The following is a 26,579-nucleotide window of genomic DNA, read 5'->3' as shown; positions in this document are numbered from 1 at the left end:
AGGCAAGATGGGTGCGTGACCCTCATCGATCAGCTGCCGCCGACCGCCGACCCCGACGCCCTCTACGAAGCCTTCGAGTCGTGGGCCCAGGAGCGAGGTCTCACCCTCTATCCCCATCAGGAGGAGGCGCTGATCGAGGTGGTCTCCGGTGCGAACGTGATCGTTTCGACGCCCACCGGCTCCGGCAAGAGCATGATCGCCGCGGGGGCGCACTTCGCCGCGCTGGCCCGGGACGAGGTCACGTTCTACACCGCTCCGATCAAGGCGCTCGTCTCGGAGAAGTTCTTCGAACTGTGCAAGATCTTCGGCACCGAGAACGTCGGCATGCTCACCGGCGACGCGTCCGTCAACTCGGACGCGCCCGTCATCTGCTGCACCGCCGAGGTCCTCGCCTCGATCGCGCTGCGCGACGGCAAGGACGCGGACGTCGGCCAGGTCGTCATGGACGAGTTCCACTTCTATGCGGAGGGGGACCGCGGCTGGGCCTGGCAGATCCCGATCCTGGAGCTGCCCCAGGCACAGTTCGTCCTGATGTCGGCCACGCTCGGCGACGTCTCGATGTTCGAGAAGGACCTCACCCGGCGCACCGGCCGCCCCACGTCGGTGGTCCGCTCGGCGACCCGCCCGGTCCCGCTGTCCTACGAATACCGGCTCACCCCGCTCACGGAGACGCTGACGGAGCTGCTGGAGACTCGGCAGGCTCCGGTCTACATCGTGCACTTCACACAGGCGCAGGCCGTGGAGCGGGCTCAGGCCCTGATGAGCATCAACATGTGCTCGAAGGAGGAGAAGGAGCAGATCGCCGAGCTGATCGGCAACTTCCGCTTCACCACCAAGTTCGGCCGCAACCTCTCGCGGTACGTGCGGCACGGCATCGGCGTCCACCACGCCGGCATGCTGCCCAAGTACCGGCGCCTGGTGGAGAAGCTCGCACAAGCCGGTCTGCTGAAGGTGATCTGCGGTACCGACACGCTCGGTGTCGGCGTCAACGTGCCCATCCGCACGGTGCTGTTCACGGCGCTGACCAAGTACGACGGCAACCGTGTGCGCACGCTGCGCGCCCGTGAGTTCCACCAGATCGCCGGCCGTGCCGGACGGGCCGGTTTCGACACCGCGGGCTTTGTCGTCGCGCAGGCCCCCGAGCATGTCGTGGAGAACGAGAAGGCGCTCGCCAAGGCGGGCGACGACCCGAAGAAGCGCCGCAAGGTCGTCCGCAAGAAGGCGCCGGAGGGCTTCGTCGGGTGGACGGAGAACACCTTCGAGAAGCTCATCGCCTCCGATCCGGAGCCGCTGACCTCCCGGTTCCGGGTGACGCACACGATGCTGCTGTCGGTGATCGCCCGTCCGGGCAACGCCTTCGAGGCGATGCGGCATCTGCTGGAGGACAACCACGAGCCGCGCAAGCAGCAACTGCGGCACATCCGGCGGGCCATCGCCATCTACCGCTCGCTGCTGGACGGCGGCATCGTCGAGAAGCTCGACGAGCCGGACGCCACCGGCCGCATCGTCCGCCTCACCGTGGACCTGCAGCAGGACTTCGCGCTCAACCAGCCGCTGTCCACGTTCGCCCTCGCCGCTTTTGAACTCCTCGACCCGGACTCGCCGTCCTACGCCCTGGACATGGTGTCCGTCGTCGAGTCGACGCTGGACGATCCGCGGCAGATCCTCGTCGCCCAGCAGAACAAGGCCAAGGGTGAGGCCGTGGCCGCGATGAAGGCGGACGGCGTCGAGTACGAGGAGCGCATGGAGCGCCTCCAGGACATCAGCTATCCCAAGCCCCTGGAGGAACTGCTCTTCCACGCCTACAACACCTACCGCAAGAGCCACCCCTGGGTGGGCGACCATCCGCTGTCGCCGAAGTCCGTGATCCGGGACATGTACGAACGGGCCATGTCCTTCACGGAGTTGGTGTCCTTCTACGAGCTGGCCCGCACCGAGGGCATCGTGCTGCGCTACCTCGCCAGCGCCTACAAGGCCCTCGACCACAACATCCCCGACGATCTCAAGTCCGAGGACCTGCAGGACCTCATCGAGTGGCTCGGCGAGATGGTCCGCCAGGTCGACTCCAGCCTGCTGGACGAGTGGGAGCAGCTCGCCAACCCGGAGGAGATGACCGCCGAGGAGGCCCAGGAGAAGGCCGACGAGGTCAAGCCGGTCACCTCCAATGCCCGCGCCTTCCGGGTCCTGGTCCGCAACGCCATGTTCCGCCGCGTCGAGCTCGCCGCTCTCGACCAGGTCGAGGAGCTGGGCGAGCTGGATGCCGACTCCGGTTGGGACGCCGACGCATGGGGCGAGGCGATGGACGAGTACTGGGACGAGTACGAGGACCTGGGTACCGGCCCGGACGCCCGCGGCCCCAAGCTGCTGCTCATCGAGGAGGAGCCGGAGCACGGGCTGTGGCGCGTTCGCCAGATCTTCGCCGACCCGAACGGCGATCATGACTGGGGCATCAGCGCGGAGGTCGACCTCGCGGCCTCCGACGCCGAGGGCCGTGCGGTCGTCCGTGTCACCGACGTCGGACAGCTGTGAGCCAGGTCGTGAGCCAAGGAGAATCCCACGCATGACGAACCCGGCCGAGAGACTGGTCGACCTGCTCGACCTGGAGCAGATCGAGGTCAACATCTTCCGTGGCCGGAGCCCGCAGGAGTCCCTGCAGCGGGTCTTCGGCGGCCAGGTGGCGGGCCAGGCACTGGTCGCGGCCGCCCGCACCACGGACGGCGAGCGTCCGGTGCACTCGTTGCACGCGTATTTCCTGCGCCCGGGCCGGCCCGGTGTGCCGATCGTGTACCAGGTCGAACGGGTGCGGGACGGCAGGTCGTTCACCACCCGCCGGGTCACCGCGGTGCAGCAGGGCCGCACGATCTTCAATCTCACCGCCTCCTTTCACAAGCCTGAGGAAGGGTCCTTCGAGCACCAGCTGCCGCCGGCCCGCAAGGTCCCGGACCCGGAGTCCCTGCCGACGGTCGTGCAGGAGATCCAGGAGCATCACGGTGCGCTGCCCGAACAGTTGGAGCGCATGGCGCGCCGTCAGCCCTTCGACATCCGCTACGTGGACCGTCTGCGCTGGACCCCGGAGGAGATCAAGGACGCCGAGCCGCGCAGCGCGGTGTGGATGCGCGCGGTCGGGCCGCTGGGCGACGACCCGGTCGTGCACACCTGCGCGCTGACCTACGCCAGCGACATGACCCTCCTGGACGCCGTCCGCATCCCGGTCGAACCCCTGTGGGGTCCGCGGAGCTTCGACATCGCCTCGCTGGATCACGCCATGTGGTTCCACCGTCCGTTCCGCGCGGACGAGTGGTTCCTCTACGACCAGGAGTCGCCGATCGCGACGGGCGGCCGCGGCCTGGCACGCGGGCGGATCTACGACGCCGAGGGCCGGCTGCTGGTGTCGGTGGTCCAGGAAGGTCTGTTCCGGGCGCTGTAGCTCACACGGTTCTGCGGCGCAGCCAGCCCAGCAGACCGTGTGAGCGTCCCGGTTCCTCGGGAACGGGCGCGTCTTGCTCCGCGGCGGGTGGCCGACTGGCGCCCCGGGCATCCCGGCGTCGAGGTCGTGTCGAGGGCATGGGCGGGTCCTGAGCTGCGGCCGGCGACGCCACGGGCGGGTCCTGTGCCACAACCGACGACGGCACGGGCGAGTCGTGTGCCACAGGCGTGCAAGGCCTGCGCGCGTCGTGTGCCACAGCCCTCCACGGCACAGGCCGGTCCTCTGCCACAGCCATGGAAGGCACAGGCGCGCTGTGTGCCGCAGCCGCCGACGGCACAGGCGGCCCCTGCGCCATGGCCCCCGACGGCACGGGCGACTCGTGTGCCGTCGCCGGCAGTGCGGAGCGTTCCTGGTCCCCTGCTACCGCCGGCCTCGGCCGGGCAGTCGGGCGGGGCGCCGGCTGAAGGGCGCGTGCATGGCTGACTGCCTGTGCGAGATCGGCCCGCAACCAGTCGATCTCGTCCGGGTCCTCCGCCATGGTGAGGCTCTCGGCCAGGTGCGCGGCGGGCGAACCCGGTGCGCCGTGCACCTGTGGCCTGGGCCGGAACCGGTTCAAGTGGACGCGCTCGTAGGGGTCCTGGACGATTTCCGCGATCTGGACGGCGTCGAGGAGGGAGGCCACGGCCGCGGCACACGCCCAGGGATGGTTGTCGGCCCGCCGCAGCAGGAATCCGAGGTGTCGCGAGCGCCAGTTGCGGGGTCGCAGATCAAGCCCCTCCATCAGCTGCTCCCGCGCGCCGGAGGGCGTTCGCCCCTGCAACAGCGGCGCGTTGTTCTCCTCGGCCGCGAACTGCCGTAGCTCTTCGGTCAGATAGAGCCAGACCACGGCCCGGTACCGATTGAGATAGAACCTGACGGGCTTGACCACGCCGAGCCGGGCCAGGCGCGTGAACTTGCCGGGCGTCACCTGCAGAAGGGCCGCTCCCTCCTTCGTGCCCACCGTTGCGACGCGTTGCCTCAGGGACTCAGGGAAGCCGTCCTCTGCGTGCAGTCGGTCGATCTCGGTGTGGGGGACACGCCGGCCCCCGCCCCCTTCGTCGGGCACGGTGCGGATGCATCCGAGGTCCACGGCGAGCTCGAACTCGCCTCGCCTGAGCCCCAGTTCGCGTGCCGCGCGGCTCGGTGTGCAGGAGGTGCTGTGCGGTTGTGTGACGGTGTTGCCTGACATGGCCCATCTCCCCCGTGGAGTCCGTGGCCCGCGCCGTTCGCGCGGCCTCGGAAAAAACCGTAGCCGCTTCGGCGGATCTCGTGGCGAGCCTGTGGATAACTCCACGGGAGAGGAGAACGTGCAGGTCAGGCCTCTGTGGTCGGGGTCCGCTCGGGCTGCCTGGCCTCCACGCCGAGGTGTTCGCCGACTCGGTTGACGAGCAGGGTCATCTCGTAGGCGATCTGGCCTATGTCCGCCTCCGCACCGCTGAGCACGCACAGACAGCTGCTGGCGCCGGCAGCGGTCACGAACAGCACCGCGTCGTCGAACTCGACCATCGTCTGGCGCACTCTGCCCGCGCCGAAGTGGCGTCCCGAGCCCTTGGCCAGGCTGTGCAGTCCGGACGAGACGGCGGCAAGATGCTCGGCGTCCTCGCGCCGCAGCCCTGTACTCGCTCCCGTCACCAGGCCGTCGTTGGACAGGACCAGTGCGTGCCGTACGTGTTCGACGCGCTCGGTCAGGTCGTCCAACAGCCAGCCAAGTCCCTGGTTCTGCACCATGATCCGGTCTCCCCGCGTGATGACTCCCCCTGGCCGGAGGATCTCCACGCCAGCCTTCACCACGACCGCGGCGCGGGCAAGGAGGATAGGGGCATGGCGCAGAAGATGACCGACAAGGAATGGCGGGACTTCGTCTCGCACGGCACCCGCACCGGAAAGCTGGCGACCGTCCGGGCCGACGGCAGTCCGCACGTGACCCCGATCTGGTTCGTGCTCGACGGAGACGACGTGGTGTTCAACACCGCGAGCACGAGCGTGAAGGGACGCAATGTCGTGCGTGACGGCCGGGTCGCGCTGTGCGTGGACGACGACCGGCCGCCCTTCGACTTCGTCGTCCTGCAGGGCCGGGCCCGGGTTTCGGAGGACCTCGACGAGCTCAGGCAGTGGGCCGCCCGCGTCGGGGCGCGCTACATGGGCGAGGAGCGTGCCGAGGAGTTCGGGGCCCGCAACGGGGTGCCGGGGGAACTCCTCGTCCGGGTCACGATCGACAAGGTACTGGCGGAGAAGGCGGTCGCGAGCTGAGTGGGGCGCCCGCCCGGGGGCGTCCGTCAGCCGACCGAGTCGAGGAGCCGGGCGGTGTGCATCCGCCCGGCGTACTCGACGAGCCGGATGAGCACTTCCTTGCCCGAGTCGCGGTCCCGGGCGTCGCACAGCACCACCGGTGTCCCCCGGTCGAGATCGAGGGCGCGTGAGACGTCCTGGGCGCCGTAGGTGCGGGCGCCCGTGAAACAGTTGACGGCGACCACGAACGGGATGTGCCGGTGCTCGAAGTAGTCCACCGCCGGGAAGCAGTCCTCCAGGCGCCGGGTGTCGGCGAGGACCACGGCGCCCAGGGCTCCTTGCGACAGTTCGTCCCACAGGAACCAGAAGCGGTCCTGGCCCGGTGTGCCGAAGAGGTACAGGGACAGGCCGGACCTGATGGTGATGCGTCCGAAGTCCATGGCGACGGTCGTGGTGACCTTCTGGTCCACGCCGTCGGTGTCGTCCACCAACTGGCCTGCCTCGCTGAGCAGTTCCTCGGTGCGCAGCGGCCTGATCTCGCTGACCGCGCCCACCAGGGTGGTCTTGCCCACGCCGAATCCGCCGGCGACCAGGATCTTCAACGCCAGCGCGGCCGTCTCGCCGTCCTGCGCGTCGGAGTGCTCGGAGACCATCGATCACTTCTCTCGGGAGTACCGGGTTGCCCCGTACGGGACCGGGTGGTGGTGAACTGACATCTACAAGGCCCGTAGCCCTGCGATCACCTCGCGCAGAATCCGTTCGTCAGGAAGCTGCGCGGGCGGTACGGGACGGCTTACGGTGACGCAGCCGAGTTCCAACAGGTCGCCCAGGAGCACCCGGACCACGCCCACGGGCAGGTCGGCGCCCGCGGCGAGTTCGGCGACCGACTGGGTCTCGGTGCGGCACAGGTCGATCAGGGCCCGGTGTTCCGGTCCGAGCCCGGTGTCTTCGTCGACGCCGGGTGCGCCCGAGGCCAGGGTGACCAGGGCGATCAGGTCGAAGCGGACCCCGGTGGGGCCGGGCCTGGTGCGGCCGCCCGTCATGGCGTACGGGCGGACGAGGGGCCCGGCCTCGCCGTCGTACCACTGGCTGCCCGGCTCGGGAGGGATGCCGGTGCTGTCCGCGTTCATGTGCGCGCGCCACCCTCGCGTCTCATCGGGCGGCCGGCGGCCGCGCAGTGACACGGGCCGGCGTGTACAGGTGCTCGCCGACGCGTTTGACCAGCCGTGCCATCTCATAGGCGACCAGGCCCACGTCGGCGCTGACGGCGGTGAGTACGGCGAGGCAGGAGCCGTCGCCCGCGGCGGCCACGAACAGGAAGCCGTCGTCCATCTCCACCATGGTCTGGCGCACCCCGCCGGCGCCGAAGTGCCGTCCCGCGCCCTTGGCCAGGCTGTGGAAGCCGGAGGCCACGGCGGCCAGGTGTTCCGCGTCCTCGCGACGCAGGTCGGACGAGGCGCCCACGGCGAGTCCGTCGTTGGAGAGCACCACCGCGTGCCGTACTTCGCTCACGCGCAGCACCAAGTCGTCCAGCAGCCAGTCGAGTTCCCCGGATCGCCGGTCGGCCCCGGTGCTCGGGTCCTGGATCATGCGCGGTCTCCTTCGCTGCTGTCGCTGCGCGGTGTGGGGTCCGGTCCCACGCCGCGGCCTGGTTGCCTGCCGCCGCCGCGTTTCCAGCCCTCGCGGTAGGCAGCCATGCGGTCCCGCACGATCTCGGGCGTACGCCGGTCGTCGTGGGCGGAGGCCTGCGGGTGAGCGGGCTCCTCGGGGCGCTGTTCGCGCAGTTGGGGGGCGAGACTTGCCTGGCGTACGCGGCGGGGCAGGTCGTCGGACTCTTCGGTGTCCTCCGGGGGACGGTGCAGGCGCAAGGCGGTGACTCCGGGGGGTGGGGTGTCGGACGTCGTGTCCACCGCGGCCGGTGCGTGGGCGACCAGCGCGGGCCGCTCGGTCGTCGCCGGGACGGAGTCCTGGTGCGGGGCGCCGCCGGGCACGCGCGCGTACTCGCGTTCCGCCGCCCGCTGTGGATCCGCCGCCTTGCCGGGGGAACGTTCCGCCGCGCCGCCGTGCAGCAGGGCGGTGGGCAGCAGGACGACCGCCGTGGTACCACCGTAGGGAGAGGTGCGCAGGTGCACCCTGATGCCGTGGCGGGCCGCGAGCCTGCTGACCACGAAGAGACCGAGCCGGTCGCTGTCGAAGAGGTCGAGCGCCTCGGACTGTTCGATGCGGCGGTTGGCCTCGGTGAGGGTCTCCGCACCCATGCCCAGGCCGCGGTCCTCGACCTCGATCACATAGCCGTTGCCGACGGGTTCGCCGCTGATGCGCACGCGCGTGTGGGGCGGCGAGAACTGGGCCGCGTTCTCGACGACCTCGGCCAGGAGGTGGGTGAGGTCGGCGACGGCCGAGCCGATGACGGCCGCCTCGGGGAGCTGCCGCACCTCCACGCGCGCGTAGTCCTCGACTTCGGACACGGCCGCGCGCACCACGTTGGTCAGCGAGACCGGCATGCGCCAGGCCCGGCCGGGTGCCGCTCCGGAGAGGATGATCAGGCTCTCGGCGTGGCGCCGCATGCGGGTGGTGAGGTGGTCGAGGCGGAAGAGGTCGCTGAGCTCGTTCGGGTCGTCGGAGCGGCGCTCCATGCTGTCGAGAAGGCTCAGTTGGCGGTGGACGAGGACCTGGCTGCGGCGGGCGAGGTTGACGAAGACCCCGGAGATGCCGCTGGCGAGTTCGGCGCGCTCCACGGCGGCCCTGAGGGCGGCGCGGTGGACCGTGGTGAGGGCCTCGGCGACCTGTCCGGTCTCGTCCTCGGCGGGCGGTCCCGGTGGGGCCGCGGCCTGGATGTCGATCTCCTCGCCGGCCCGCAGCTTCCGCATGGCCTCGGGGAGGTTGCGGCGGGCGATCTCCAGGGCGCTGTTGCGCAGGCTGACCAGCTCGACGACGAGGCCGCGTCCGATGCGGACGGAGATGACGAGCGAGGCGGCCACCGCGGCGAGGCCGAGGAGCACGGCGGCGCCGGCCGGGGTGAGCAGGCCGCGGGTGAACGGGTCGGCGCGGTGCGCGACACTGCTCCCGGCGTCCTGCTCGATGGTCCGCATGCCGCCCTGCACGCGCGCGTGCGCAGTGTTCCAGGCGGCTTCGGGTGCGGCGGCGATCGCGCGTCCGCCCGGGGCGGCGGTGAGGATACGGTCCTCCGTGCGGCCCAGGGCGGCGTAGTCACTGCCCCCGGCGAGGGTGCGCCAGGCGGTGCTCTCGGGGCCGCTCAGGTCGGCGACGGCTGCCTCGGTGAGCGTGCGGCGGGTGTCGACGGCGCCGGTGAACAGCCGTAGCCGCTCGCCGCTGAGTCCACGGGTCAGGCGGGCGCCCGAGAGCACCGCGTCCTCCTGGGCCAACGCCTCGCCCGCGCGGGAGAATTCGAGCAGCACGCGCGCGTCGGAGCCCAGATCGGCGTCCTGGATGCCGGTGAGCGCGCCGCCCACCGCGAAGGCGCTGTCGATGGTCTTGGTGTACTGCCCGTACGTCATGGCCCAGTCGGCGCGGCGGTCGAGCACCGCGGTGCGCAAGGACCGCAGTTGTTCGGCGCCGGCGACGAAGGCCTTGAGCCGCCGGGACACGCCGGAGGGCAGTTCCTGGCTGTCGGCCACGGTGTTGTGGCCTCCGAGCCGGAGCCCTGCCACGGCCCGGTCGGTGCGGTCCGCGAGCCTCTCGTAGTCGTCGATCCGTCCGGCCGAGGGTGCGGTCGCGGCGCGCACCGCGGCGGAGCGCTCGGCCTGCAGTGCGGCGACTGCCGTGGCGACCGGGGTGCGGATCTGGGAGTCGACGCGCTGCAACTGCCGTAGCCGGGCGACGTCCTGGGCGGTGCTGACGGTGGCGTAGGCCCACAGGGCCAGCAGCGAGACGACCGGAACCATCAGCAGGCACACGATCTTGGCGCGGACGGTGCGCGGTCGTATCCGCCAGCGGCTCCCGGGCGCGGGTGCATCGGCCGGGGCCGCGCCCGTGGGCTCGTCCGGGACCTCGTCGGCGGGCGGGCCGGCGTGGGCGCGACGGCCGCGTACGGGAGGCGGGGGCGGCGCCTGTGGGCTGGGGTTGGGGGTCCTACGGGGTGTACGCATGGCCTCCTCGCTCGGGAGTGGTACGGGGGCGGGCCGGGCCGTCGCTAGCGGGCGACGGCGCTCTCGACCGGCCGCTGGGCCGAGGCGGATGCCTCGCGCTCCCCGGTCGTCGGCGACAGCGCGACGAAGGCCGAGGTCAGGAACAGGTAGGAGCCGAGGCCGACGGCGAGGGGGAAGATGAACTGCATCGCCGTGGCCCCGGGCAGCGTGTGGCCGGACGGTGTGACATGGACGCGTACCGCGAACATCGCGGTGTAGTGCATGCTGGTCACCGCGGCGCCCATGATCAGGGAGGCCACGGTGACGGCGATGGGGGACTTGATGTTGAGCCCCGCCCACAGGGCCGCTGTCGCCGCAACCACGGCGATCAGGACGGAGAGTGCGACGAGCGCCGGGTCGTAGCTGACGTGCCCGTGCAGCCGCACGGCGGCCATGCCCAGATAGTGCATGCTCGCGACGCCGACCCCGGTGGTGAGTCCGCCGAGGAAGAGCGCGCGGGTGCGGTCACGGCTGTAGCCGACGGCGAAGACGCCGGCCCAGACCACGATCATGGCGACGAGCAGGCTCACGATGGTGAGCGGCACGTCGTAGCGGATGTCGGTGCCGCTGACGCCGAAGCCGAGCATGGCCACGAAGTGCATGGTCCAGATGCCGGTGCCGATGGCGGAGGCCGCGGTGATCAGCCAGTTGCGGCGCGAGCGCCCGGTGGCGCCCAGCGCACGGACCGTGCACCGCAGTCCCAGCGCGGCGCCTATACAGGCCATCACATACGACAGCACGGGGGTAAGCCAGCCGAAGGTGGCGTGGTCCAGGTGTCCCATGGCCCCGGGACGCTAGTCCTGGCAGGGGCGCACGAAGGGCGCGCATTTCGAAAGCTGTTGGAATATGACGCAGAGAGGTACCTGAACGATCGCGCCCCGCTCGAACGTGTGCACAGCGGCGCTCATCCGTTTCGGTGAGGGATCATGCGGAACATGAGCGACGACCACACACATGTCCAGGAATTCTTCGGCGCCCGCGCCGCCGACTGGGACAGCCGGTTCCCCGACGACGGCCCCGCCTATGCCGCCGCGGTCGCCGAAATGGGGCTGCGCGAGGGCGACCGGGTGCTCGACGCAGGCTGCGGCACGGGACGGGCCCTGACGCCGCTGCGGGCCGCCGTGGGGACTTCCGGAGTGGTCGTCGGGGCCGATCTGACCCCCGCCATGCTCCAGGCCGCCGTACGGGCAGGAAGGGGCCGCGACGGGCAGTTGCTGCTCGCCGACGTCGCCGCACTGCCGCTGCGGTCCGAGGCGCTGGACGCCGTGTTCGCCGCCGGGTTGATCGCACATCTGCCCCAGCCGTCCGAGAACCTCCGGGAGCTGGCGCGCGTGGTCCGCCCCGGTGGCACGCTGGCGCTGTTCCACCCCATCGGCCGGGCGGCACTGGCGGCACGCCAAGGCCGCCGGATCACTCCGGACGACCTGCGCGCGGAGCCCAACCTCCGTCCGCTGCTGGCGGGTTCGGGCTGGCGGATGACCTCGTACGTCGACGAGGACGCCCGCTTTCTGGCGCTGGCCGAGCGGGAGCGCTGAGTCTCAGCGGCGGCCCGCGACGGCCGCTGCGAAGGCGTCGGGGTTGTCGAACATGACGTTGTGGCCCGCACCGGCCACCGTCACCACCCGCACCCCCGCCGCCTCCAGGGACTGCCTGCCCGCGAGTTCACCGCTCAGTTCGCCCTGCAGGTAGACGCGCTCGATCGGCAGTTGTTCGAGGATGCCGCGCATGACGGGCTCGGAGCCGCGCCGCAGGCCGACGGCCGAGCGGTGCAGGGCGCGCGGATCCGCCAGCCGCATGGTCGCCGCCCACAGGGGGCCGACCTCTTCCAGCACGCGCGCGTGGGTGCCGTCGACGAACGCGTCCTCCTCGTGGGCGGCGATGCCGCTGCTGCCCGCGGTGGGCGGCGGGAAGGCGTCGAGGTTGGCCTCCGTGAGGACCAGCCGGGAGACCAGGTCGGGCCGCCGGTGGGCGAGCACGATCGCGACGGCACCGCCCATGCTGTGCGCCACCAGTTCGGCTTGCGTCAGACCGCTCGCGTCCAGGGCGGCGGCGAGTGCGTCGGCGTGCTCCCGGAGGGTGTAGCCGAAGTGTTCCGGTCGGTCGCTGATGCCGTGCCCGGGCAGGTCGACGAACAGGCTGCGCCGGCCGGCGAGCTCGGGGCGGGCCGCGATGTGCGCGTGGTACACGGCCGACATCGCGCCCAAGCCGTGCACAAACACGCGTGCGGGCTCCTCGCCGGGCGTCTCCGTCCAGCGGATGCAGCTTCCCTTGCCGTCGAACTCGGCCTGCTTCATTGCGTCCTCCTTCATGCACCACGGTCACTCTCGACTCGCCAAGAAGATACATCGTCACCGAGGTATAGTGAAGTCGATGTATGCAGTTGGCGATGTACAGCGCCCGTACGCGAGAATGCGGGCATGCTGGAGCTCGCCATCCTCGGATTCCTCTACGACGCCCCGCTGCACGGCTACGAGCTGCGCAAACGCATCACCGCGCTGACGGGCCATGTGAAACCCGTCGCCGAGAGCACGCTGTACCCGGCGATCAAACGCATGGAGAAGGCGGGTCTGCTGGCGCGCGCCACGGAACCCGGCGCCGTGGCCGCCCCGCGTCATGTCCTGACACTCACCGAGGACGGCCGAGGTGAGTTGCGCCGGCGGCTGGCCGAACCCGACCGGCGCGACATCACCGACGAGAACCGTTGGTTCACCGTGCTCGCCTTCCTGCGCCACCTCGACGACCCGGCGGCACAGGCGGACGTGCTCCGGCGCAGGCTGGCCTTCCTGGAGGAACCGGCGAGCTTCTTCTACGAGGGTGACCGGCCGCTGCGCGCCGAGGAACTGGACGATCCCTTCCGCCGCGGGCTGCTGACCATCGCGCGGGCCACGTCCCGGGCCGAACTCACCTGGCTGCGGGAGACGATCCGGTCACTCGACGGCTGATCCGTTCGCACGCCGCAAGGGACATCCTCGGAGGCCGGGAACCGGACGGGTGCCCAGTTCGTTCAGCTCGTAGCCGTCGGGGTAGCTCTTGACCTCCCAGTTCTGCCGCGCGTAGTGGGGCGTGCGCCGGGGCGGAAGGAGCCGCACGACGCGTCCGCGCGCCCGTACCGCGCGGCGCACCAGGGCGCGGGTGGCAGCGTTCGGGGGCGGGTAGCGGAAGGCGCTCAGGAGGTGGTCGTCGAGCAGGCCGAGGATCGACGTGCGCAGGAGGGGGGCGAGCGGGCGCGGGTACCAGGAGGCCATCAGCGCGAGGGTGGCGTCGGAGACGCGGCGCGCGTCCTCGTCCCAGCCGAAGTGGGCCTCTTCGTAGCTGTCGAGGCAGGCCTCGTACTCCTCGTAGGACTCGGGAATGTCCCTGATGCCCATGTACCGGCCCAGGGTGCGGTAGTGGACAGCGGAGGCGACGGTCTCATGGCGCGACAGCCGGCGCCATCCGTATGCGTCGATCCAGCGCTTGGGCATCACGACGAAGGTGCACAGCACGTAGCGCATGTCGTCGTTGGCGATGTCGTAGCTGCGGTGCATCTGGTTGATGCGGCGGATCGCCGTGTCGGCCTGTGGGCTGCCGAAGCCGTGCTCCACGACGGCGTCGAGGAGCAGGGTGGTGTCGTCGTAGCGCTTCTGGGTCCGCCGGGTGAGTTCCGACGTCTCGGCGAGCAGCCGCCCGATGCTGGGTACGGCGTAGGTGCGGTACAGGGCCAGTTCGAGGGACCGGGTGAAGTCCCAGGGGAACTCGTAGGCCGCGCTGAGCCGGTAGATCTCGGAGGCGTCCTTGTGGGGGTCCATCCGCCGGATCTGTTCGAGCCGCTGGAAGCGCTTCACCGTCGCGTCCCCCTTCTGCCGCAGCAGGTCCAACTCTACGTTGAACAGCAGGAGATGAACGATCGGCCAGGGCAACCACGCAGGGGGAAGGTGGTCAGCATGTTGGGCAGGGTGCGCAAGTCCTGTGCGAGATTCCTCAACGCCGTTCGCGCGGACATCGGCAACGGCCGGGACAAACGTACACACAATCTTTTCGAAGCCGCGGCCGCGTATGTCTCGGCGTGCGCGGAGGACGACCAGGACCGGATCGAGGAGGCGGCGGGCTGGGTGTCCCCGGAGGCGCTGTCCTTCGGGGTCAGCGAGCTGGCGTGCCGGGCTGTCATCGCGCTTGCGCGGGAGCGTGACGAGTCGCCGGGGACGGTGGCCCGCGCGCTTCTGGGCCTCCCGGCGGCCTGACGCGTCGGTCAGGTCTGGTCGATTCGCCCCGTCCAGCCGGAAAACTGCAGCTCCGGGTGCGCTTGTGAGTCGTGACAAGCGGCTTCCGCTCGCACTAGGGTGCGCGCGATCGGATGTATCGATGGGGAGGCTGGGATGGCCGGGACGGACGAGGACGCCGTCGCCGCCGCGGACGATGCGCTTTATGTGCTCACGGCGGTGCTTCTGACGCCGGCGAAGTTCCCGAGCGTGCTGGGCGACGACTATCCGGAAGCCTGCGCGGCGCTCGGCCTCGCGCCGCTCGCCGACGGATACGGCCTGGTGCTCGGCCAGGACGGTGACGGCGCCCGGTGGACGGTCGTGGTCGACGACGTGTCGCTGGTCGCCGTCGCGATCGCGTCCTGGGACTGCGGGATGGAGTACGACCTGTCGCCGGACGAGCGCTCGGTCGTCGCCGCGCTGCCGGGCTGGCCCCTGGCGGTCGCGGTGGCGGCTCCCGGTGTGCCCGCGCCGCACGATCCCGACCCCGAGGTGGCGGACGGCCCGCCGTTGACGCCGCCTGACACCAGCAGGTGGGGGCCGGCTCAGCGGCGCCTGGGCGCCGACGAGATAGCGCTGCAGTGGGCGGTGTGGCGGGAGCAGATCGACGACTCCGCCTTCCCGAGTGCGGACCGGGCCTCCGAGGACGCGGAGAAGGAGGAGGCTCCGGCCGCGGCAAGCGGTCAGCCGGGGCACGGCGGGGTCCGGCGGGTGCTCGCCGAGGCCCGCGCGTACGTGGACACTCCGCCGCCCCTCGGCCGCGTCCGGTCGTCCTTCGCCCCGGGCGACGCGCGGACCCTGCGTGCCGACGGTCCGGGCTGGTCGCTCGTCGCCCGCACCGACGACATCGCGTTCGTACTGCTCGACGCGGAGCCCGGCGAGGTGCTGCCGGTCGGTCGCGGACCGGAGCTGCCGGGTCTGCTGGAGGCGCTCGACAAGATGGCCGTGCGGCCCATCTGAGTCAGCGGACCGGCGCCCCGCACGCTGGTGCGGTGGGGCGCGGGGCCCGTTTTTTCGGGCTACTGCCTGGCGCGTTGGCGTGGGTGCCTCACACGGCAGGGCAACCCGGTCCTTCGGCTGTGCGGACGAGTTCCGCAGTGTCGGCCGGGCGAGACGCAGTCGGGGCGGACTCGGTGACGGCACGGGCGCGGTCGTCGGCGCGCACGGTGAGGCGGGCGCCGGGCCGCATTGCATCGATCTCCTTCCCTCGTACGGCACTTCACCCACGGCCCCTGTACTGAGCCGCCATGTGGCGGGCGCGTTCCATGTGGTTCCAGCCCATGGATGCGATGGAGGCCTGACCGCACGATGGGGCAGCCGTCGGCGCCCGCTCCCCAGTGGGCGTCGTTCCCTGCCGACCTGCCCCGGAGGTCCGTCATGCGTCCGTCCCGCGGTGTTCCGCTCGCTGCCGCCGCTCTGGTGGCAGCGGCCCTCACCTGGCCGGCTCCTGCCCGGGCCACGGCCGTGGGCGGGGACCACTGTGCCCACCAGGAGCGGGTGCACGTACCGGGCGCCGCCTTCCAGCAGAACGCCTGTCTGCCCGACCTGACCACGACCGGGCTCGCCGGCACTCCGTACACCGACATGGCTGATCAGGCGGGGCTGACGGCCAAGGCGACCCGGACCCCGTCCGGGGTGCCGGGGGTGCAGATCGACGGCTACTTCCCGGACTCCTCGCACTTCAACACCACCCACGGCTGGCGGCACGACGCGCAGTTCGTGATCCGGTTGCCCGACCACTGGAACGGCGGCCTGGTGGTCACCGGCGCCCCTGGCACACGCAGGCAGTACTCGACGGACACGGCAATCTCCGACCAGGTGATCGCCCAGGGGTACGCGTACGCGGCGACCGACAAGGGCAACAGCGGTGCCGACTTCTACCGCGACGGTTCCCGGCCCGGTGACGCGGTCGCCGAGTGGAACATGCGGACCAGTCAGCTCACCCGGGCCGCCAAGCGGGCGGTGGCCCAGCGGTACGGGCACGCCCCGCGCCGCACATACATGACCGGCATCTCCAACGGCGGCTATCTCACTCGCTGGCAGCTGGAGAACCACCCGGAGCTGTACGACGGCGGCGTGGACTGGGAGGGCGCGCTGTGGACCGCGCAGGGCCCGAGCCTGCTCACCTCGCTGCCGACGGCGGTGGCACGGATGCTGGGCTCGGCGCGGGACGAGGACCTGTACGCGGTGGGCTTCGCGCGCGGCTCGGAGTTTCTGTGGCCGTATCACGAGAAGGCGTACTGGGGCGTCACGCAGAAGATCTACCGCGCCGAGTTCGACCCGGCGTACGACCCCGGCTGCCCCGGCCCGTCCGCCGGCGGCACCGCTGAGCAGATCCTGTCGCCCTGCCCCTCCGACGCCGTGTACGACTATGCGTCGCGGCCCGCGTCCGTCCGTCGCGCCGTGGCCCGCGTGGCGCTCACGGGGCGCATCGGACGGCCGCTGATCACGCTGCACGGCGACCTGGACGCGCTGCTGCCCAAGGCCGCCGACTCGGACGTGTACGCGCGCATGGTGGCCGCGCGTGGACGGGGTGCGCTGCACCGCTACTACACGATCCAGGCCGGCACGCACGTCGACGGGTTGTACGACACCTATCCGGACCGGCTGCGGCCGATCCTGCCCTGCTATCGCTCGGCGTTCGACGCGCTGGTCTCCTGGGTGGAGACGGGCGCACAGCCGCCCGCGGACCACACCGTCGCACGGCCCGCGGACGGCGATGTGGTCGACTCCTGCGCGCTGGCCGACCGGGCCGATCCCGTGCGGTAGTGCTTCAGCGGCCGAGCTCCTTGCGGGTGATGCGGCGCAGCCTGCGCCGCTGCGAGGGGTCCAGCGTGAGGTATGCGGCGGTCGGGATTCCGAGGACGATCAGGACCACCGCCCAGAAGGGCAGCCAGATCCACAGGAAGAGCCCGAGCGCCACACCTCCTATGGCGATCTTCGCGTTGTTCGACATGTATGTCGCCTCCTTCGCGGCCTGTGCCGCTCTCTGTCCTGAAAACGGGCCCACGCCTCCCGCGGTTCCGGACCGCGACCCTGAGACGTCCCTGAGGTGCGACCCCGACTCGTCCCTGAGAACACTCTGCGTCATTCCGCCCTGAGGGGCTCCCCCACCGCATGCAGGTGACTCAGGGCCTGCCGGTAGGAGTCGACGAGTCCGGTCTCCGCATAGGGGATACCCAACTCCCGGCAGTGGGCGCGCACCAGGGGCTGGGCGAGCCGGAGATGGGGGCGGGGCATGCTGGGGAAGAGGTGGTGCTCGATCTGGTAGTTGAGGCCGCCGAGGAACCAGTCGGTCAGGATGTCGCCGCGGATGTTGCGCGAGGTGAGCACCTGCCGGTGCAGATGGCCCCATCGCTCGCCGTTCGGGTCGGGCATCTGCATGCCCTTGTGGTTGGGGGCGAAGGCCAGCCCCAGGTGCAGGCCGAACAGTGCCTGATGCAGGGCGGCGAACGCGAGGGCCTTGCCCGGGGAGAGCGAGGTGAGCAGCAGGGTGGCGTAGGCGGCCACGTGGGTCACCAGCAGCAGGCCTTCAACGGCGCGCTCCCTGGGTGTCTGCCGGCGCAGGTCCTGGAAGCCGTGGATCTTCAGGGCGACGCCTTCGAGGAGGGTCAGCGGGAAGAAGAGCCAGGCCTGGTTGCGCGTCAGCCAGCGGCGGAAGCCCGAGCGCTCCTTGGCCTGTGCGCCGGTGAAGACGAGGACGTCGGCGACGACGTCCGGGTCCTTGTCGATGTGGTTGGGGTTGGCATGGTGGCGGTTGTGCTTTTCGTTCCACCCGGCGTAGCTCATGCCCAGGAGCAGGTTGCCGTGGATCAGGCCGATGACCCGGGCCGCCGACTTGCCGGCGGTTATCTGGGAGTGGCCCGCGTCGTGGCCGATGAAGGCCGTGCGGGCGCCGAACACGGCGAGCAGCGGTGCCAGGAGCAGCGACCACCAGGAATCGCCGGTCAGGACGATGCCCGTCACGATGCCGGCGAGGGCGAGGGCGTTGGTGGCGATGGTGACCGCGTACCAGGTGCGACGCCGTTGCAGGAGCCCCTGACCCCGGACCGTGCGCAGAAGGGGCGCGAACTCGCTTCCGGCGGGCGGTGCGTCGCGCGCTGCCCGAAGGGGTTCGGCTACGGCTGTGGTGGGATCGGGCATGTCCGGTCTCCGGCTCTCTCGGGCAACGGGCTGACCTGAGGAAACGTACGAAGCGACGACCTGTTGCGGCCATGACGCCACCACCCGTGTACGGGCGGGGGTCAGCCGGTGGTGCGCCGGGGGGCTGACGACACCCCGGAGACCGGACCGCCGGACGGGGGTCCGGCCGTGTCCCGCCGGCCCGCCGAATGCTGTACCCTCGGCGACCCTGACCCCAGTAGTCAAATTTGAGGAATGCGGCTTCGCTGTGCAGAGGATCCCTGCGGCACCACCGTCCGAGATCTGCGAACTGGCCCGCTGCTGCGTCGTTTTCGTGCCCGGTGACCCGGCCCGCACCGGCCGGGTCGCCTTCTGGCGGCCCGACGGCAGCGCCCCTCCGCCTCATGCCGCCGGGTCCGCCCAGGGTCTGGGCGTCGCACTGCCGGGCGGCGACGGCGTCGAGCTGGTCCAGGTTCCCGCCGTATTGCTGCCGGTGCGTGCGGCGCTTTCGGTCCTCACGCGCGCGCGTACCGATGCGCACGCGCACCGGGGAGCCGTCTTCTGGGGCGCGGCCGCCGTGCTGGCCCTCCAACTCCTCGCACGGGGGCTGCTGTTGCCCGGTCTGTCCCCTGGCGATCACGACGCCTGGCGCGTCGGGCCCCTGGCCCCCGACGACGTCGACCGCATCGGGGAGCTGGCCGCCGCGATGCCGCCCGAGGCGCACGCCATGCCTGTGGGCGGTTCCGGGCCGCTGCGGCTGCCCACCCCGGAGGGGCTGCTGCGCGCCTTCCTGGACGCGGTGGCCGACACGCTGCCGCGCTCCCCCGCGGCCTGCCTGGTGACGGGCGGACCCGCCTACGCGGCGCAGGCACCGCAGCACCTGCCCGGGCAGCGGGCGTGGGCCGCCGATGTCGCCGCGGGCCACGACGCGGGCGTACGGCTCTCGCTGCGGATCAAGGTGCCCGGCCTTGCCGAGCGGACGCAGGAGGATGCTGCGGGGCCGTTCCGGGCCGTGCTGCAGGTGCACAGCGTCAGTGATCCGACGCTGGTGGCGGACGCTTTTGAGGTGTGGCAAGCATCCGGAGACGGGGGCCGGGGTTTCGGTCCGCGCGCGCGGATGGACGCCCTGCTCGCGCTGCGCCGGGCGGCTCGCTCCTGGCCGCCGCTGACGCCCCTGCTGTCGGCGAGCGTGCCGTACGCCGTCGAACTCGCCGACGAGGAGGTCACCGAACTGCTCGGACCTGGCGCCCGGGACCTCGCCGCCGCCGGAGTCGACGTGCACTGGCCGAAGGAACTGGCCCGGACGCTGACCGCACGCGCGGTCATCGGCCCGCCGGACGAGGAGCCGGCGGGCGGCCGGGGCGCCTCGGACACGCCGTCGTTCCTGTCCGCCGACGCTCTGCTCGCCTTCAACTGGCGGTTCGCCCTGGGCGACGAGCAGCTCACGCGCGAGGAGCTGGACCGGCTCGCCGAAGCCAACCGACCCGTCGTGCGTCTGCGCGGCCAATGGGTCCTCGTCGACCCCCAGGAGGCACACCGTGCCCGCGCCCAGCAGGACCGCAAGATCACCCCGATCGACGCGCTGGGAGCCGCGCTGACCGGCTCGACGGAGGTCGACGGCCGCCGGGTCGACGTACAGCCCACGGGGTGGCTGGCGGCCCTGCGGGAGCGGCTCGCGGCCCCGGAGGCGCAGGAGCCGGTCGCGCAGCCCTCCGCTCTCGCGGCCACCCTGCGGGACTACCAGCGCCGGGGTCTCGGTTGGCTGGCCCGGATGACGTCCCTGGGGCTGGGCTGCTGTCTGGCCGACGACATGGGACTCGGCAAGACGATCACGCTGATCGCGCTGCATTTGCACCGGCAGAGCGAGGCGTCGACGGCCGGTCCCACCCTCGTGGTGTGCCCGACGTCGCTGATGGGCAACTGGCAGCGCGAGATCGAGAGGTTCGCGCCCGGCACGCCCGTGCGCCGCTTCCACGGGGCGCGGCGCAGCCTGGGCGCGGTGGCCGACGGGGAGTTCGTGCTCACCACGTACGGGACGATGCGCCTGGACGCGCGTCGGCTCGGTGAGACGGCGTGGGGCCTGGTCGTGGCGGACGAGGCGCAGCATGTGAAGAACCCGTACTCGGCGACCGCACGGGAGCTGCGTTCCATCGGTGCACGCGCACGCGTGGCACTCACCGGGACCCCGGTGGAGAACAACCTCTCCGAGCTGTGGGCGATCCTCGACTGGACGACCCCCGGGCTGCTGGGCCGGCTCGGCACCTTCCGCTCACGGTACGCGCAGGCCGTCGAGGGCGGCCGGGACCCGGCCGCCGCGGAGCGGCTCGCCCGTCTCGTAGGGCCGTTCCTGCTGCGTCGCCGCAAGTCGGATCCGGGGATCGCGCCGGAGCTGCCGCCGAAGACCGAGACCGACCGTGCGGTGTCCCTGACCACGGAACAGACGGGGCTGTACGAGGCGTTGGTACGCGAGACGCTCGCGGAGATCTCCGCGGCCGACAGCATGGAGCGGCGCGGTCTGATCGTGAAGCTACTGACGGGGCTGAAGCAGATCTGCAACCACCCGGCGCAGTTCCTCAAGGAGGAGCGGCCGCGGATCGCCGGCCGTTCGGGGAAGCTGGAGCTGCTGGACGAGCTGCTCGACACCATCCTCTCCGAGGGGGCGAGCGTTCTGGTCTTCACGCAGTACGTGCGCATGGCGCGCCTCATCGAACGGCACCTGACAGCCCGTGGCGTCACCTCGCAGTTCCTGCACGGCGGGACGCCCGTCGCCGAACGCGAGACGATGGTGCGGCGCTTCCAGGACGGCGAAGTCCCCGTCTTCCTGCTGTCGTTGAAGGCCGCCGGCACCGGGCTGAACCTGACGCGGGCCGAACACGTCGTGCACTACGACCGCTGGTGGAATCCCGCCGTCGAGGCGCAGGCCACCGACCGTGCGTACCGCATCGGCCAGACCCGGCCCGTGCAGGTCCACAAGCTGATCGCGGAGGGGACCGTCGAGGACCGCATCGCCGACATGCTCAGCCGCAAGCGGGAGCTCGCCGACGCGGTGCTGGGTTCCGACGAGACAACGCTCACAGAGCTGACGGACGCGGAGCTGGCCGATCTGGTGGAACTGCGAGGGAGCACCCGATGAAACGGCACGACCAGGACATGGAGCGTACGTTCGCCGCGCTGCCGCCCGCGCACGGTCGGGGGTTCGCGGAAACTTGGTGGGGCCAGGCCTGGCTCAAAGCCCTTGAGGACACGGCGCTCGACTCCCAGCAGCTCAAGGCGGGCCGCAGACTGGCGCGCGCGGGCGGTGTGGGCGCGGTGTCCGTACGCCCGGGACGTGTCACGGCAGTGGTCCGGGGCCGCGATGGCATGCCTCACCGGGCCGACGTCCTGCTGGAGGAGCTGGACGGCGACCAGTGGGACCGGTTCCTGGACATGACGGTCGAGCGGGCCGGACACGTCGCGGCACTGCTGGACCGCGAGATGCCACCGCATCTGGTCGAGGACGCGTCAGCCACCAGCATCGAACTGCTGCCGGGCATGGGCGAGCTGGAGCCGGAGTGCGACTGCGGCGCCTGGGACCACTGCGGGCACACGGCGGCCCTGTGCTACCAGGTGGCGCGACTGCTGGACCAGGATCCCTTCGTGCTGCTGCTGATCCGCGGCCGGAGCGAACGCGCCCTGCTGGACGACCTCCAGACCCGCACCACCACACCCACGGAGGAGTCGGCCGAACCGGAGGGGGTGGATGCCGCCGAGGCGTACCGGACCGGCGGCATCCTGCCGCCCCTGCCCACCCCGCCGGAGCTGCCCACGGAACCCGGTGCACCGCCGTCCCTGGACACCGAGGCCCCGCCCGGCCCGGGCGTGGATCCGGCCGCCCTGGAGCATCTGGCCGCGCGAACCGCCGCAGAGGCACACCGTCTGCTCGCCGAGGCGCTCCGTTCCCGGGCCGAACCGCACGCCCCGGAAGAGGAGTTGACGCTCGCACAGGATGCGGTCCGTCTGGCCGCGGGAACCGACGAGAGGGCTGTGGTGGACCGGCTGGCCGAGGGGTCCGGACGCGACCGGCAGGGGCTGGAGCGCGCCACGCGCGCGTGGCGCCTCGGAGGGGCAGCCGCGCTGTCCGTGCTGGAGGAGGAGTGGACCGTCTCGGGCGAGGCTCTCGCACGCGCGCGTGCCGCCCTGGAGTCGGCCTGGGACGAGGACGAGCGACCGTCGCTGCGGGCGAGCGGCAACCGGTGGACGGTCGTCGGCGCTCCGGCCCAACTGCGCCTGGGGCGGGACGGGCGCTGGTGGCCGTATCGCAGGGAGCGGGGCCGCTGGGTGCCCGCCGGTGTGGCTTGCCGGGATCCGGCGACTGCCCTGGCCTCGGTGGAGTCGGACACCGGGGAGAAGCCTGCCTGAGAGGCGCCGGGCGGAGTCCCGCCGACCGGGCTCACTCCGGCTGAGCGGGGCGCCGTGCCCAGAACAGGGCGTGCCCGCCGTCTGCCTCGGGCACGAACTCCTCCCGTTCCACCGTCAGCCCGGCCCGGGTGATCCAGGCGCGGTTGGTGGCGGCGTCCGCGTGGCTCCACCACATCGGGGCCCCGCCGCCGAGCCAGTTGTCCTCACTTCCGGTCCAGGCACGGTGTCCGGTGGTGGCCACGAACCAGCCGCCGGGACGCAGCCACCCGGCGATGCGCCGCAGCAGCGGCGGCTGCTCGGCCAGCGGGATGTGAATGAGGGCGTACAGGGAGACGACCGCGTCGAAGGAGGCGGGGGCGAAGACGGCGGCCGTGGCGTCAGCGCGGATGAACTCCGCCTGCGGCACCCGCTCCCGGGCCCTGCGGACCTGCACCTCGCTGATGTCCACTCCGGTGACCCTGTGCCCCGCGGCCGCCAGAGTCCGCGCGACCGGCACCCCGCTTCCGCATCCGACGTCCAGCACTGCGCTGCCGGCCGGGACCCGCCGACACAGATCGCCCAGCAGAGCCTCGTACTTGGTGTCGCCGCCGTAGGCGTCGTCGTAGCGCTGGGAGACGGCGTCGTAGCCGCGCCGGACGACGTCCTTGGGGTCTTCGATGTCCACGCTGCGAGAACGTAGCCAGCGCCCTGCGGACTTCGCGAGCGGATTTCTCCCGTGGAAGGTGCGCCGCAACCCGACGCCCCGTGTTCACCCGACCGTCGGGGCCCGTTCGCTGCCGTGCCCAACTCTGGCCGCTGTCAATGAACTTGTCCCCAGGAGGCCCGATGTCCCCGCACGCCACCGGTCGGCTCCGCGTCCGACGCTCTGTCGCCATGGGTGTTCCACTTGCCGTGATCGCAGCCCTCGTGGCGGCCGGTCCGGACGCGAGTGCGTCGGACGACGATGCGCATGTCGTCCGTACCGCGACGCTCGGGGACATTCCGCTGGGTGCCTTCAGCAACGCTCTGCTGCCCGGGACGGTGGACGACGACCGGGGAATCGACCTCGGCGGTATCGGCAGCGACATCTACCCGGCAGGCCGCAAGGGAGAGTTCTGGACGGTCACCGACCGCGGGCCCAACGGCCAGGTCAAGGTGGCGGGTAAGAAACGCCGCACGTTCCCGGTACCGGGCTTCGATCCGGCGATCGTGAAGATCCGGGTGGTCGGCGACACCGTGAAGGTGCTGGACGCGATTGCGATCACCACCGCTTCCGGGAAGGGCGTCACAGGGCTGCCGAACCAGGCGGGTCGCGACGAGGCGCCGTACTCCTACGACGCCGAGTCGCCGCTGTCGTACAACCCGGACGGGCTGGACACGGAGGGCATCGTGCGGGCCGACGACGGGAGTTTCTGGCTCGTCGACGAATACGGCCCGAGCCTGGTCCATGTCTCCACGCGGGGGAAGGTGCTCACCCGCTACGTGCCAAAGGGGCTGAACCTCACCGGCACCGACTATCCGGTGGTGGAGGCGCTGCCCGCGATCCTGCTGCACCGGAAGATCAACCGCGGCTTCGAGGGGCTGGCCCAACTGCCCGGCGGCGATCTGGTGATGGCTCTGCAGAGCCCGTTGTCCCTGCCGGACACGACTGCGGGTGAGGCGTCGCGCACCACGCGTCTGCTGCGTTTCTCGCCGCAGGAGAAGGCCGTCACCGCCGAGTACGCCTACCGCTTCGACCCGGTGAACGTGGTGGACCCGAGCGAGGACGACACCTCCGAGCTGAAGATCTCGTCGGTGGTCGCCGTGGGCGGCAACCGGCTGCTGGTGGAGGAGCGCACCGACAAGGCCGCCCGGTTGCAGCTGGTGAAGCTGGAGCGAGGCGCGAACATCCTCGGCGGTGCGTACGACGACGACTCGACGTCTCCGTCTCTGGAGCAGCTCGACGACCCGGCGGCCTCCGGCGTTCCGGTGCTCGACAAGCGGCTGGTCGTCGATCTGGGCACGGTTGCCGGGGTGCCCGGGAAGATCGAGGGCGTCGCGCGCGTGGGTCACGACACGCTCGCCCTGATCAATGACAACGACTTCGGCATGACGGACGGCGCGGGCGCGTTCGACGCGCAGGGACGGCTGGTGGACGGCGGCATCGAGACGACGGTGCAGTATCTGCGGCTGCACCGGCTTTAGCCTTGCGTTTGACCTGCGGCGGGCTGAACCCTGCCGACCGGCGGCCGGGCCCACGCCGCCCGGCCGCCGGCTGTGCGCGCCTACGGGGCCATCTCGTACGCGCCGGACAGCGCCTCGACCCGCTGCCAGACCCGCTCCGTGCGTGCCTCGTCGACGACCGGCCGCCGGATCGAACCGAGCGCCCACTCCTGCTGCTGTTCGGTCGCCGAGCCCTTCCCGTGCAGGTCGACGGCGTGCGCGGAGAAGTCCCGTACGAGAACCGCGAAGAGTTCGTCGAGCACGTCCTCGTCGAGGCCGGTCAGGGCGGCCTGCTCCAGGACGAGCTGTCCGTGCACGACGAGGGCGAAGAGCTGACCGACCGCGAGGAGGAGGTCGAGGTCCCCGCTCTGCTCCGCGTCGGGCGCGGCCGTGGCGACGAAATCGCACAGTGCGTCGGCCTGTTCGCGGAAACGGGACACGTTCGGCAGATGAGCGTACGTGTCGAAGGCGGGCCGCCAGTCGTGGAAGCGCACCGAACCGAGACCACGGGCCGGGCCCTGCCGGAAGAGGAAGTCGTCGTCGGCCGCGTCGAGGCGGGTCGGTACGGCGGGGTGGCCGACCGGGTCGAGGAGGTGGCTGCGCAGGAACTTCAGGATCAGCGCCAGATTGACGTGGACGGTGCCCTCCAGCTTCGGAAGGCCGCGGATCTCCACGGCCGCCTGGGCGAAGTAGTTGTCCTTCTCGAAGCCCTTCGCGGCGATGACGTCCCACATCAGGTCGATGACCTTCTCGCCCTCCGTGGTCACCTTCATCTTCGTCATCGGGTTGAAGAGGAGGTAACGGCGGTCGTCAGGACCGGCGGAGCGGAAGTAGTCGACAGCCCGGTCGCTGAACAGCTTCATGCCGACGAGCCTCACGTACGCGTCGGTCAGCTCGCGCCGCACATGCGGGAAAGCGGTGACGGGGCGACCGTAGAGGATGCGGTTGTGGGCGTGGGTGACGGCCTCGTACATCGCGTGCTCGCAGATGCCGATCGAGGCGGTGCACAGATTGAACTTGCCGACGTTGACGGTGTTGAGCGCGGTGTCGAAGGCGGCGCGGCCGGTGTGCAGGACGTCCTCGGCCGCCACGGGGTAGTCCTCCAGGCGGAACTCGCTGACGAACTTCGAGGAGTCGACGACGTTCTTGACCAGGTGATAGGCCGGGTGACGGCTGTCGGCGGCGAAGAACACATAGCCGTCAGGGCCCTCGACGTCGGTACGGCGGCCGAAGACGGAGACGAGTCCGGCGACGTTGCCGTTGCCGATGTAGTACTTGGAGCCGGTGGCGCGGAAGCCGCCGTTGCCGTCGGGCTCGAGCAGCATGTCGGTGGAGTAGATGTCGGCGCCGTGGACCTTCTCGGACAGGCCGAACGCGAACACCTCTCCCTGGGCGAGGAGTTCGGCGGCGCGGGCCCGGGCGGCGGCGTTGTCGCTCTGCCAGACCGGGCCGAGGCCGAGGATCGTGACCTGCCAGGCGTACCAGTAGTCCAGGCCGTAGAAGCCGAGGATCTCGTTGAGCGCGGCGATCCGGGCGGTGTCCCACCGCTTGTCGGATTCCCCCTCCCCCGCGGCGGACGACGGCGTCAGGAACGTGGCGAACAGGTTCTCCTTCGCTGCGAATGCGAGGAAATCACCGAGCCAGGCGCGGGTCCGGTAGTCCTCGATCAGCCGCCTCTTCCCGCGCTCCTCGAACCAGTCGACGGTGGCACGCAGCAGGCGCCGCGTCTCGGGGTCGAAGTGCGCGGGGTCGTAGGTGCGCGGGTTGAACAGCAGCTGGTCGGCCATGGGGTGACGC

General features: G+C 71.2%; 23 protein-coding genes and 1 pseudogene. 11 read left to right on the top strand and 13 right to left on the bottom strand.

Features of this window, described 5'->3' with window-relative positions:
- The first annotated feature begins 15 nt into the window (after positions 1 to 15).
- Together ACIBW9_RS08915 and ACIBW9_RS08910 are read left to right on the top strand one after the other, a co-directional pair.
- Complete coding sequence (locus ACIBW9_RS08915; protein ID WP_398952741.1) at positions 16 to 2,529, top strand: DUF3516 domain-containing protein; 2,514 nt, start codon at positions 16 to 18, stop codon at positions 2,527 to 2,529.
- A 31-nt stretch (positions 2,530 to 2,560) separates the two neighbouring features.
- The gene (locus ACIBW9_RS08910; protein ID WP_398952739.1) at positions 2,561 to 3,427 is read left to right on the top strand and encodes an acyl-CoA thioesterase; all 867 of its coding nucleotides are present in this window, start codon (positions 2,561 to 2,563) and stop codon (positions 3,425 to 3,427) included.
- Between the two features lie 370 nt (positions 3,428 to 3,797).
- On the opposite strand, the pseudogene ACIBW9_RS08905 reads toward ACIBW9_RS08910, so the two are convergent.
- Positions 3,798 to 4,655 (bottom strand): annotated as a pseudogene (locus ACIBW9_RS08905) (DUF6397 family protein); the annotation flags it as partial.
- A gap of 125 nt (positions 4,656 to 4,780) precedes the next feature.
- Positions 4,781 to 5,194, bottom strand: a complete 414-nt coding sequence (locus tag ACIBW9_RS08900) for a roadblock/LC7 domain-containing protein (protein WP_344398966.1) — start codon at positions 5,192 to 5,194, stop codon at positions 4,781 to 4,783.
- Between the two features lie 93 nt (positions 5,195 to 5,287).
- Between ACIBW9_RS08900 and ACIBW9_RS08895 the strand changes: the two genes are divergently transcribed.
- Positions 5,288 to 5,716: a PPOX class F420-dependent oxidoreductase gene (locus ACIBW9_RS08895; protein ID WP_398952737.1), complete on the top strand. Its 429-nt coding sequence runs from the start codon at positions 5,288 to 5,290 to the stop codon at positions 5,714 to 5,716.
- Positions 5,717 to 5,742: 26 nt separating this feature from the next.
- Here ACIBW9_RS08895 and ACIBW9_RS08890 read toward each other — a convergent pair whose 3' ends face one another.
- The 5 genes from ACIBW9_RS08890 to ACIBW9_RS08870 all read right to left on the bottom strand — a co-directional run bounded on the left by ACIBW9_RS08890 (position 5,743) and on the right by ACIBW9_RS08870 (position 10,625).
- Complete coding sequence (locus ACIBW9_RS08890) at positions 5,743 to 6,348, bottom strand: ATP/GTP-binding protein (RefSeq protein ID WP_115914234.1); 606 nt, start codon at positions 6,346 to 6,348, stop codon at positions 5,743 to 5,745.
- Between the two features lie 63 nt (positions 6,349 to 6,411).
- Positions 6,412 to 6,825: a DUF742 domain-containing protein gene (locus tag ACIBW9_RS08885; RefSeq protein ID WP_398952735.1), complete on the bottom strand. Its 414-nt coding sequence runs from the start codon at positions 6,823 to 6,825 to the stop codon at positions 6,412 to 6,414.
- A gap of 22 nt (positions 6,826 to 6,847) precedes the next feature.
- Positions 6,848 to 7,285, bottom strand: coding sequence for a roadblock/LC7 domain-containing protein (locus ACIBW9_RS08880; protein WP_398952733.1), 438 nt, complete (start codon positions 7,283 to 7,285; stop codon positions 6,848 to 6,850).
- Positions 7,282 to 9,804: a nitrate- and nitrite sensing domain-containing protein gene (locus tag ACIBW9_RS08875; RefSeq protein WP_398952731.1), complete on the bottom strand. Its 2,523-nt coding sequence runs from the start codon at positions 9,802 to 9,804 to the stop codon at positions 7,282 to 7,284. Before ACIBW9_RS08875 ends, ACIBW9_RS08880 begins: the two co-directional genes overlap by 4 nt.
- Before the next feature lie 44 nt (positions 9,805 to 9,848).
- Positions 9,849 to 10,625, bottom strand: a complete 777-nt coding sequence (locus tag ACIBW9_RS08870) for an MHYT domain-containing protein (RefSeq protein ID WP_344398970.1) — start codon at positions 10,623 to 10,625, stop codon at positions 9,849 to 9,851.
- A gap of 153 nt (positions 10,626 to 10,778) precedes the next feature.
- Between ACIBW9_RS08870 and ACIBW9_RS08865 the strand changes: the two genes are divergently transcribed.
- Positions 10,779 to 11,378 (top strand): class I SAM-dependent methyltransferase, encoded by a 600-nt coding sequence (locus ACIBW9_RS08865; protein WP_398952728.1) that lies wholly within the window; start codon positions 10,779 to 10,781, stop codon positions 11,376 to 11,378.
- 3 nt (positions 11,379 to 11,381) lie between these two features.
- On the opposite strand, the gene ACIBW9_RS08860 is transcribed toward ACIBW9_RS08865, so the two are convergent.
- Complete coding sequence (locus ACIBW9_RS08860; protein WP_398952726.1) at positions 11,382 to 12,137, bottom strand: alpha/beta fold hydrolase; 756 nt, start codon at positions 12,135 to 12,137, stop codon at positions 11,382 to 11,384.
- Positions 12,138 to 12,260: 123 nt separating this feature from the next.
- On the opposite strand from ACIBW9_RS08860, the gene ACIBW9_RS08855 reads away from it, so the two are divergent.
- Positions 12,261 to 12,785: a PadR family transcriptional regulator gene (locus tag ACIBW9_RS08855; RefSeq protein WP_398952724.1), complete on the top strand. Its 525-nt coding sequence runs from the start codon at positions 12,261 to 12,263 to the stop codon at positions 12,783 to 12,785.
- Here ACIBW9_RS08855 and ACIBW9_RS08850 read toward each other — a convergent pair.
- Complete coding sequence (locus tag ACIBW9_RS08850; protein ID WP_398953945.1) at positions 12,771 to 13,667, bottom strand: oxygenase MpaB family protein; 897 nt, start codon at positions 13,665 to 13,667, stop codon at positions 12,771 to 12,773. The two genes, ACIBW9_RS08855 and ACIBW9_RS08850, sit on opposite strands and share 15 nt — an antisense overlap.
- A gap of 99 nt (positions 13,668 to 13,766) precedes the next feature.
- Here ACIBW9_RS08850 and ACIBW9_RS08845 point away from each other — a divergent pair, with 99 nt between their 5' ends.
- The 3 genes from ACIBW9_RS08845 (at position 13,767) to ACIBW9_RS08835 (ending at position 16,850) form a co-directional block, all read left to right on the top strand.
- Positions 13,767 to 14,063 (top strand): hypothetical protein, encoded by a 297-nt coding sequence (locus ACIBW9_RS08845; RefSeq protein ID WP_398952722.1) that lies wholly within the window; start codon positions 13,767 to 13,769, stop codon positions 14,061 to 14,063.
- 135 nt (positions 14,064 to 14,198) lie between these two features.
- Positions 14,199 to 15,041: a hypothetical protein gene (locus tag ACIBW9_RS08840; protein WP_398952720.1), complete on the top strand. Its 843-nt coding sequence runs from the start codon at positions 14,199 to 14,201 to the stop codon at positions 15,039 to 15,041.
- Between the two features lie 417 nt (positions 15,042 to 15,458).
- Complete coding sequence (locus ACIBW9_RS08835; protein ID WP_398952718.1) at positions 15,459 to 16,850, top strand: tannase/feruloyl esterase family alpha/beta hydrolase; 1,392 nt, start codon at positions 15,459 to 15,461, stop codon at positions 16,848 to 16,850.
- Positions 16,851 to 16,854: 4 nt separating this feature from the next.
- Here the strand turns inward: ACIBW9_RS08835 and ACIBW9_RS08830 are convergent, their stop codons facing one another.
- Together ACIBW9_RS08830 and ACIBW9_RS08825 are read right to left on the bottom strand one after the other, a co-directional pair.
- Positions 16,855 to 17,037 carry a hypothetical protein gene (locus ACIBW9_RS08830; protein ID WP_030931554.1) on the bottom strand — a complete coding sequence of 61 codons (183 nt, stop codon included), beginning with the start codon at positions 17,035 to 17,037 and terminating at the stop codon, positions 16,855 to 16,857.
- A gap of 131 nt (positions 17,038 to 17,168) precedes the next feature.
- The gene (locus ACIBW9_RS08825; RefSeq protein WP_398952716.1) at positions 17,169 to 18,224 is read right to left on the bottom strand and encodes a fatty acid desaturase family protein; all 1,056 of its coding nucleotides are present in this window, start codon (positions 18,222 to 18,224) and stop codon (positions 17,169 to 17,171) included.
- 247 nt (positions 18,225 to 18,471) lie between these two features.
- On the opposite strand from ACIBW9_RS08825, the gene ACIBW9_RS08820 reads away from it, so the two are divergent.
- Both ACIBW9_RS08820 and ACIBW9_RS08815 read left to right on the top strand, forming a co-directional pair.
- Positions 18,472 to 21,336 carry a DEAD/DEAH box helicase gene (locus ACIBW9_RS08820; RefSeq protein ID WP_398952714.1) on the top strand — a complete coding sequence of 955 codons (2,865 nt, stop codon included), beginning with the start codon at positions 18,472 to 18,474 and terminating at the stop codon, positions 21,334 to 21,336.
- Complete coding sequence (locus ACIBW9_RS08815) at positions 21,333 to 22,601, top strand: SWF or SNF family helicase (RefSeq protein WP_398952712.1); 1,269 nt, start codon at positions 21,333 to 21,335, stop codon at positions 22,599 to 22,601. Before ACIBW9_RS08820 ends, ACIBW9_RS08815 begins: the two co-directional genes overlap by 4 nt.
- Before the next feature lie 31 nt (positions 22,602 to 22,632).
- Here ACIBW9_RS08815 and ACIBW9_RS08810 read toward each other — a convergent pair whose 3' ends face one another.
- The gene (locus ACIBW9_RS08810) at positions 22,633 to 23,265 is read right to left on the bottom strand and encodes a class I SAM-dependent methyltransferase (protein WP_398952710.1); all 633 of its coding nucleotides are present in this window, start codon (positions 23,263 to 23,265) and stop codon (positions 22,633 to 22,635) included.
- 161 nt (positions 23,266 to 23,426) lie between these two features.
- On the opposite strand from ACIBW9_RS08810, the gene ACIBW9_RS08805 reads away from it, so the two are divergent.
- Positions 23,427 to 24,764 carry an esterase-like activity of phytase family protein gene (locus ACIBW9_RS08805; RefSeq protein ID WP_398952708.1) on the top strand — a complete coding sequence of 446 codons (1,338 nt, stop codon included), beginning with the start codon at positions 23,427 to 23,429 and terminating at the stop codon, positions 24,762 to 24,764.
- Positions 24,765 to 24,844: 80 nt separating this feature from the next.
- Here the strand turns inward: ACIBW9_RS08805 and ACIBW9_RS08800 are convergent, their stop codons facing one another.
- Positions 24,845 to 26,569 (bottom strand): acyl-CoA dehydrogenase family protein, encoded by a 1,725-nt coding sequence (locus ACIBW9_RS08800; RefSeq protein ID WP_398952706.1) that lies wholly within the window; start codon positions 26,567 to 26,569, stop codon positions 24,845 to 24,847.
- Between the last annotated feature and the right edge of the window lie 10 nt (positions 26,570 to 26,579).

Origin of the sequence: Streptomyces sp. NPDC049541 (genome assembly GCF_044465725.1) — a bacterium.
Taxonomy (GTDB): Bacteria; Actinomycetota; Actinomycetes; order Streptomycetales; family Streptomycetaceae; genus Streptomyces.
Note: the sequence above shows the minus strand (reverse complement) of the source record. Positions and strands in the feature narration are given on the sequence as shown.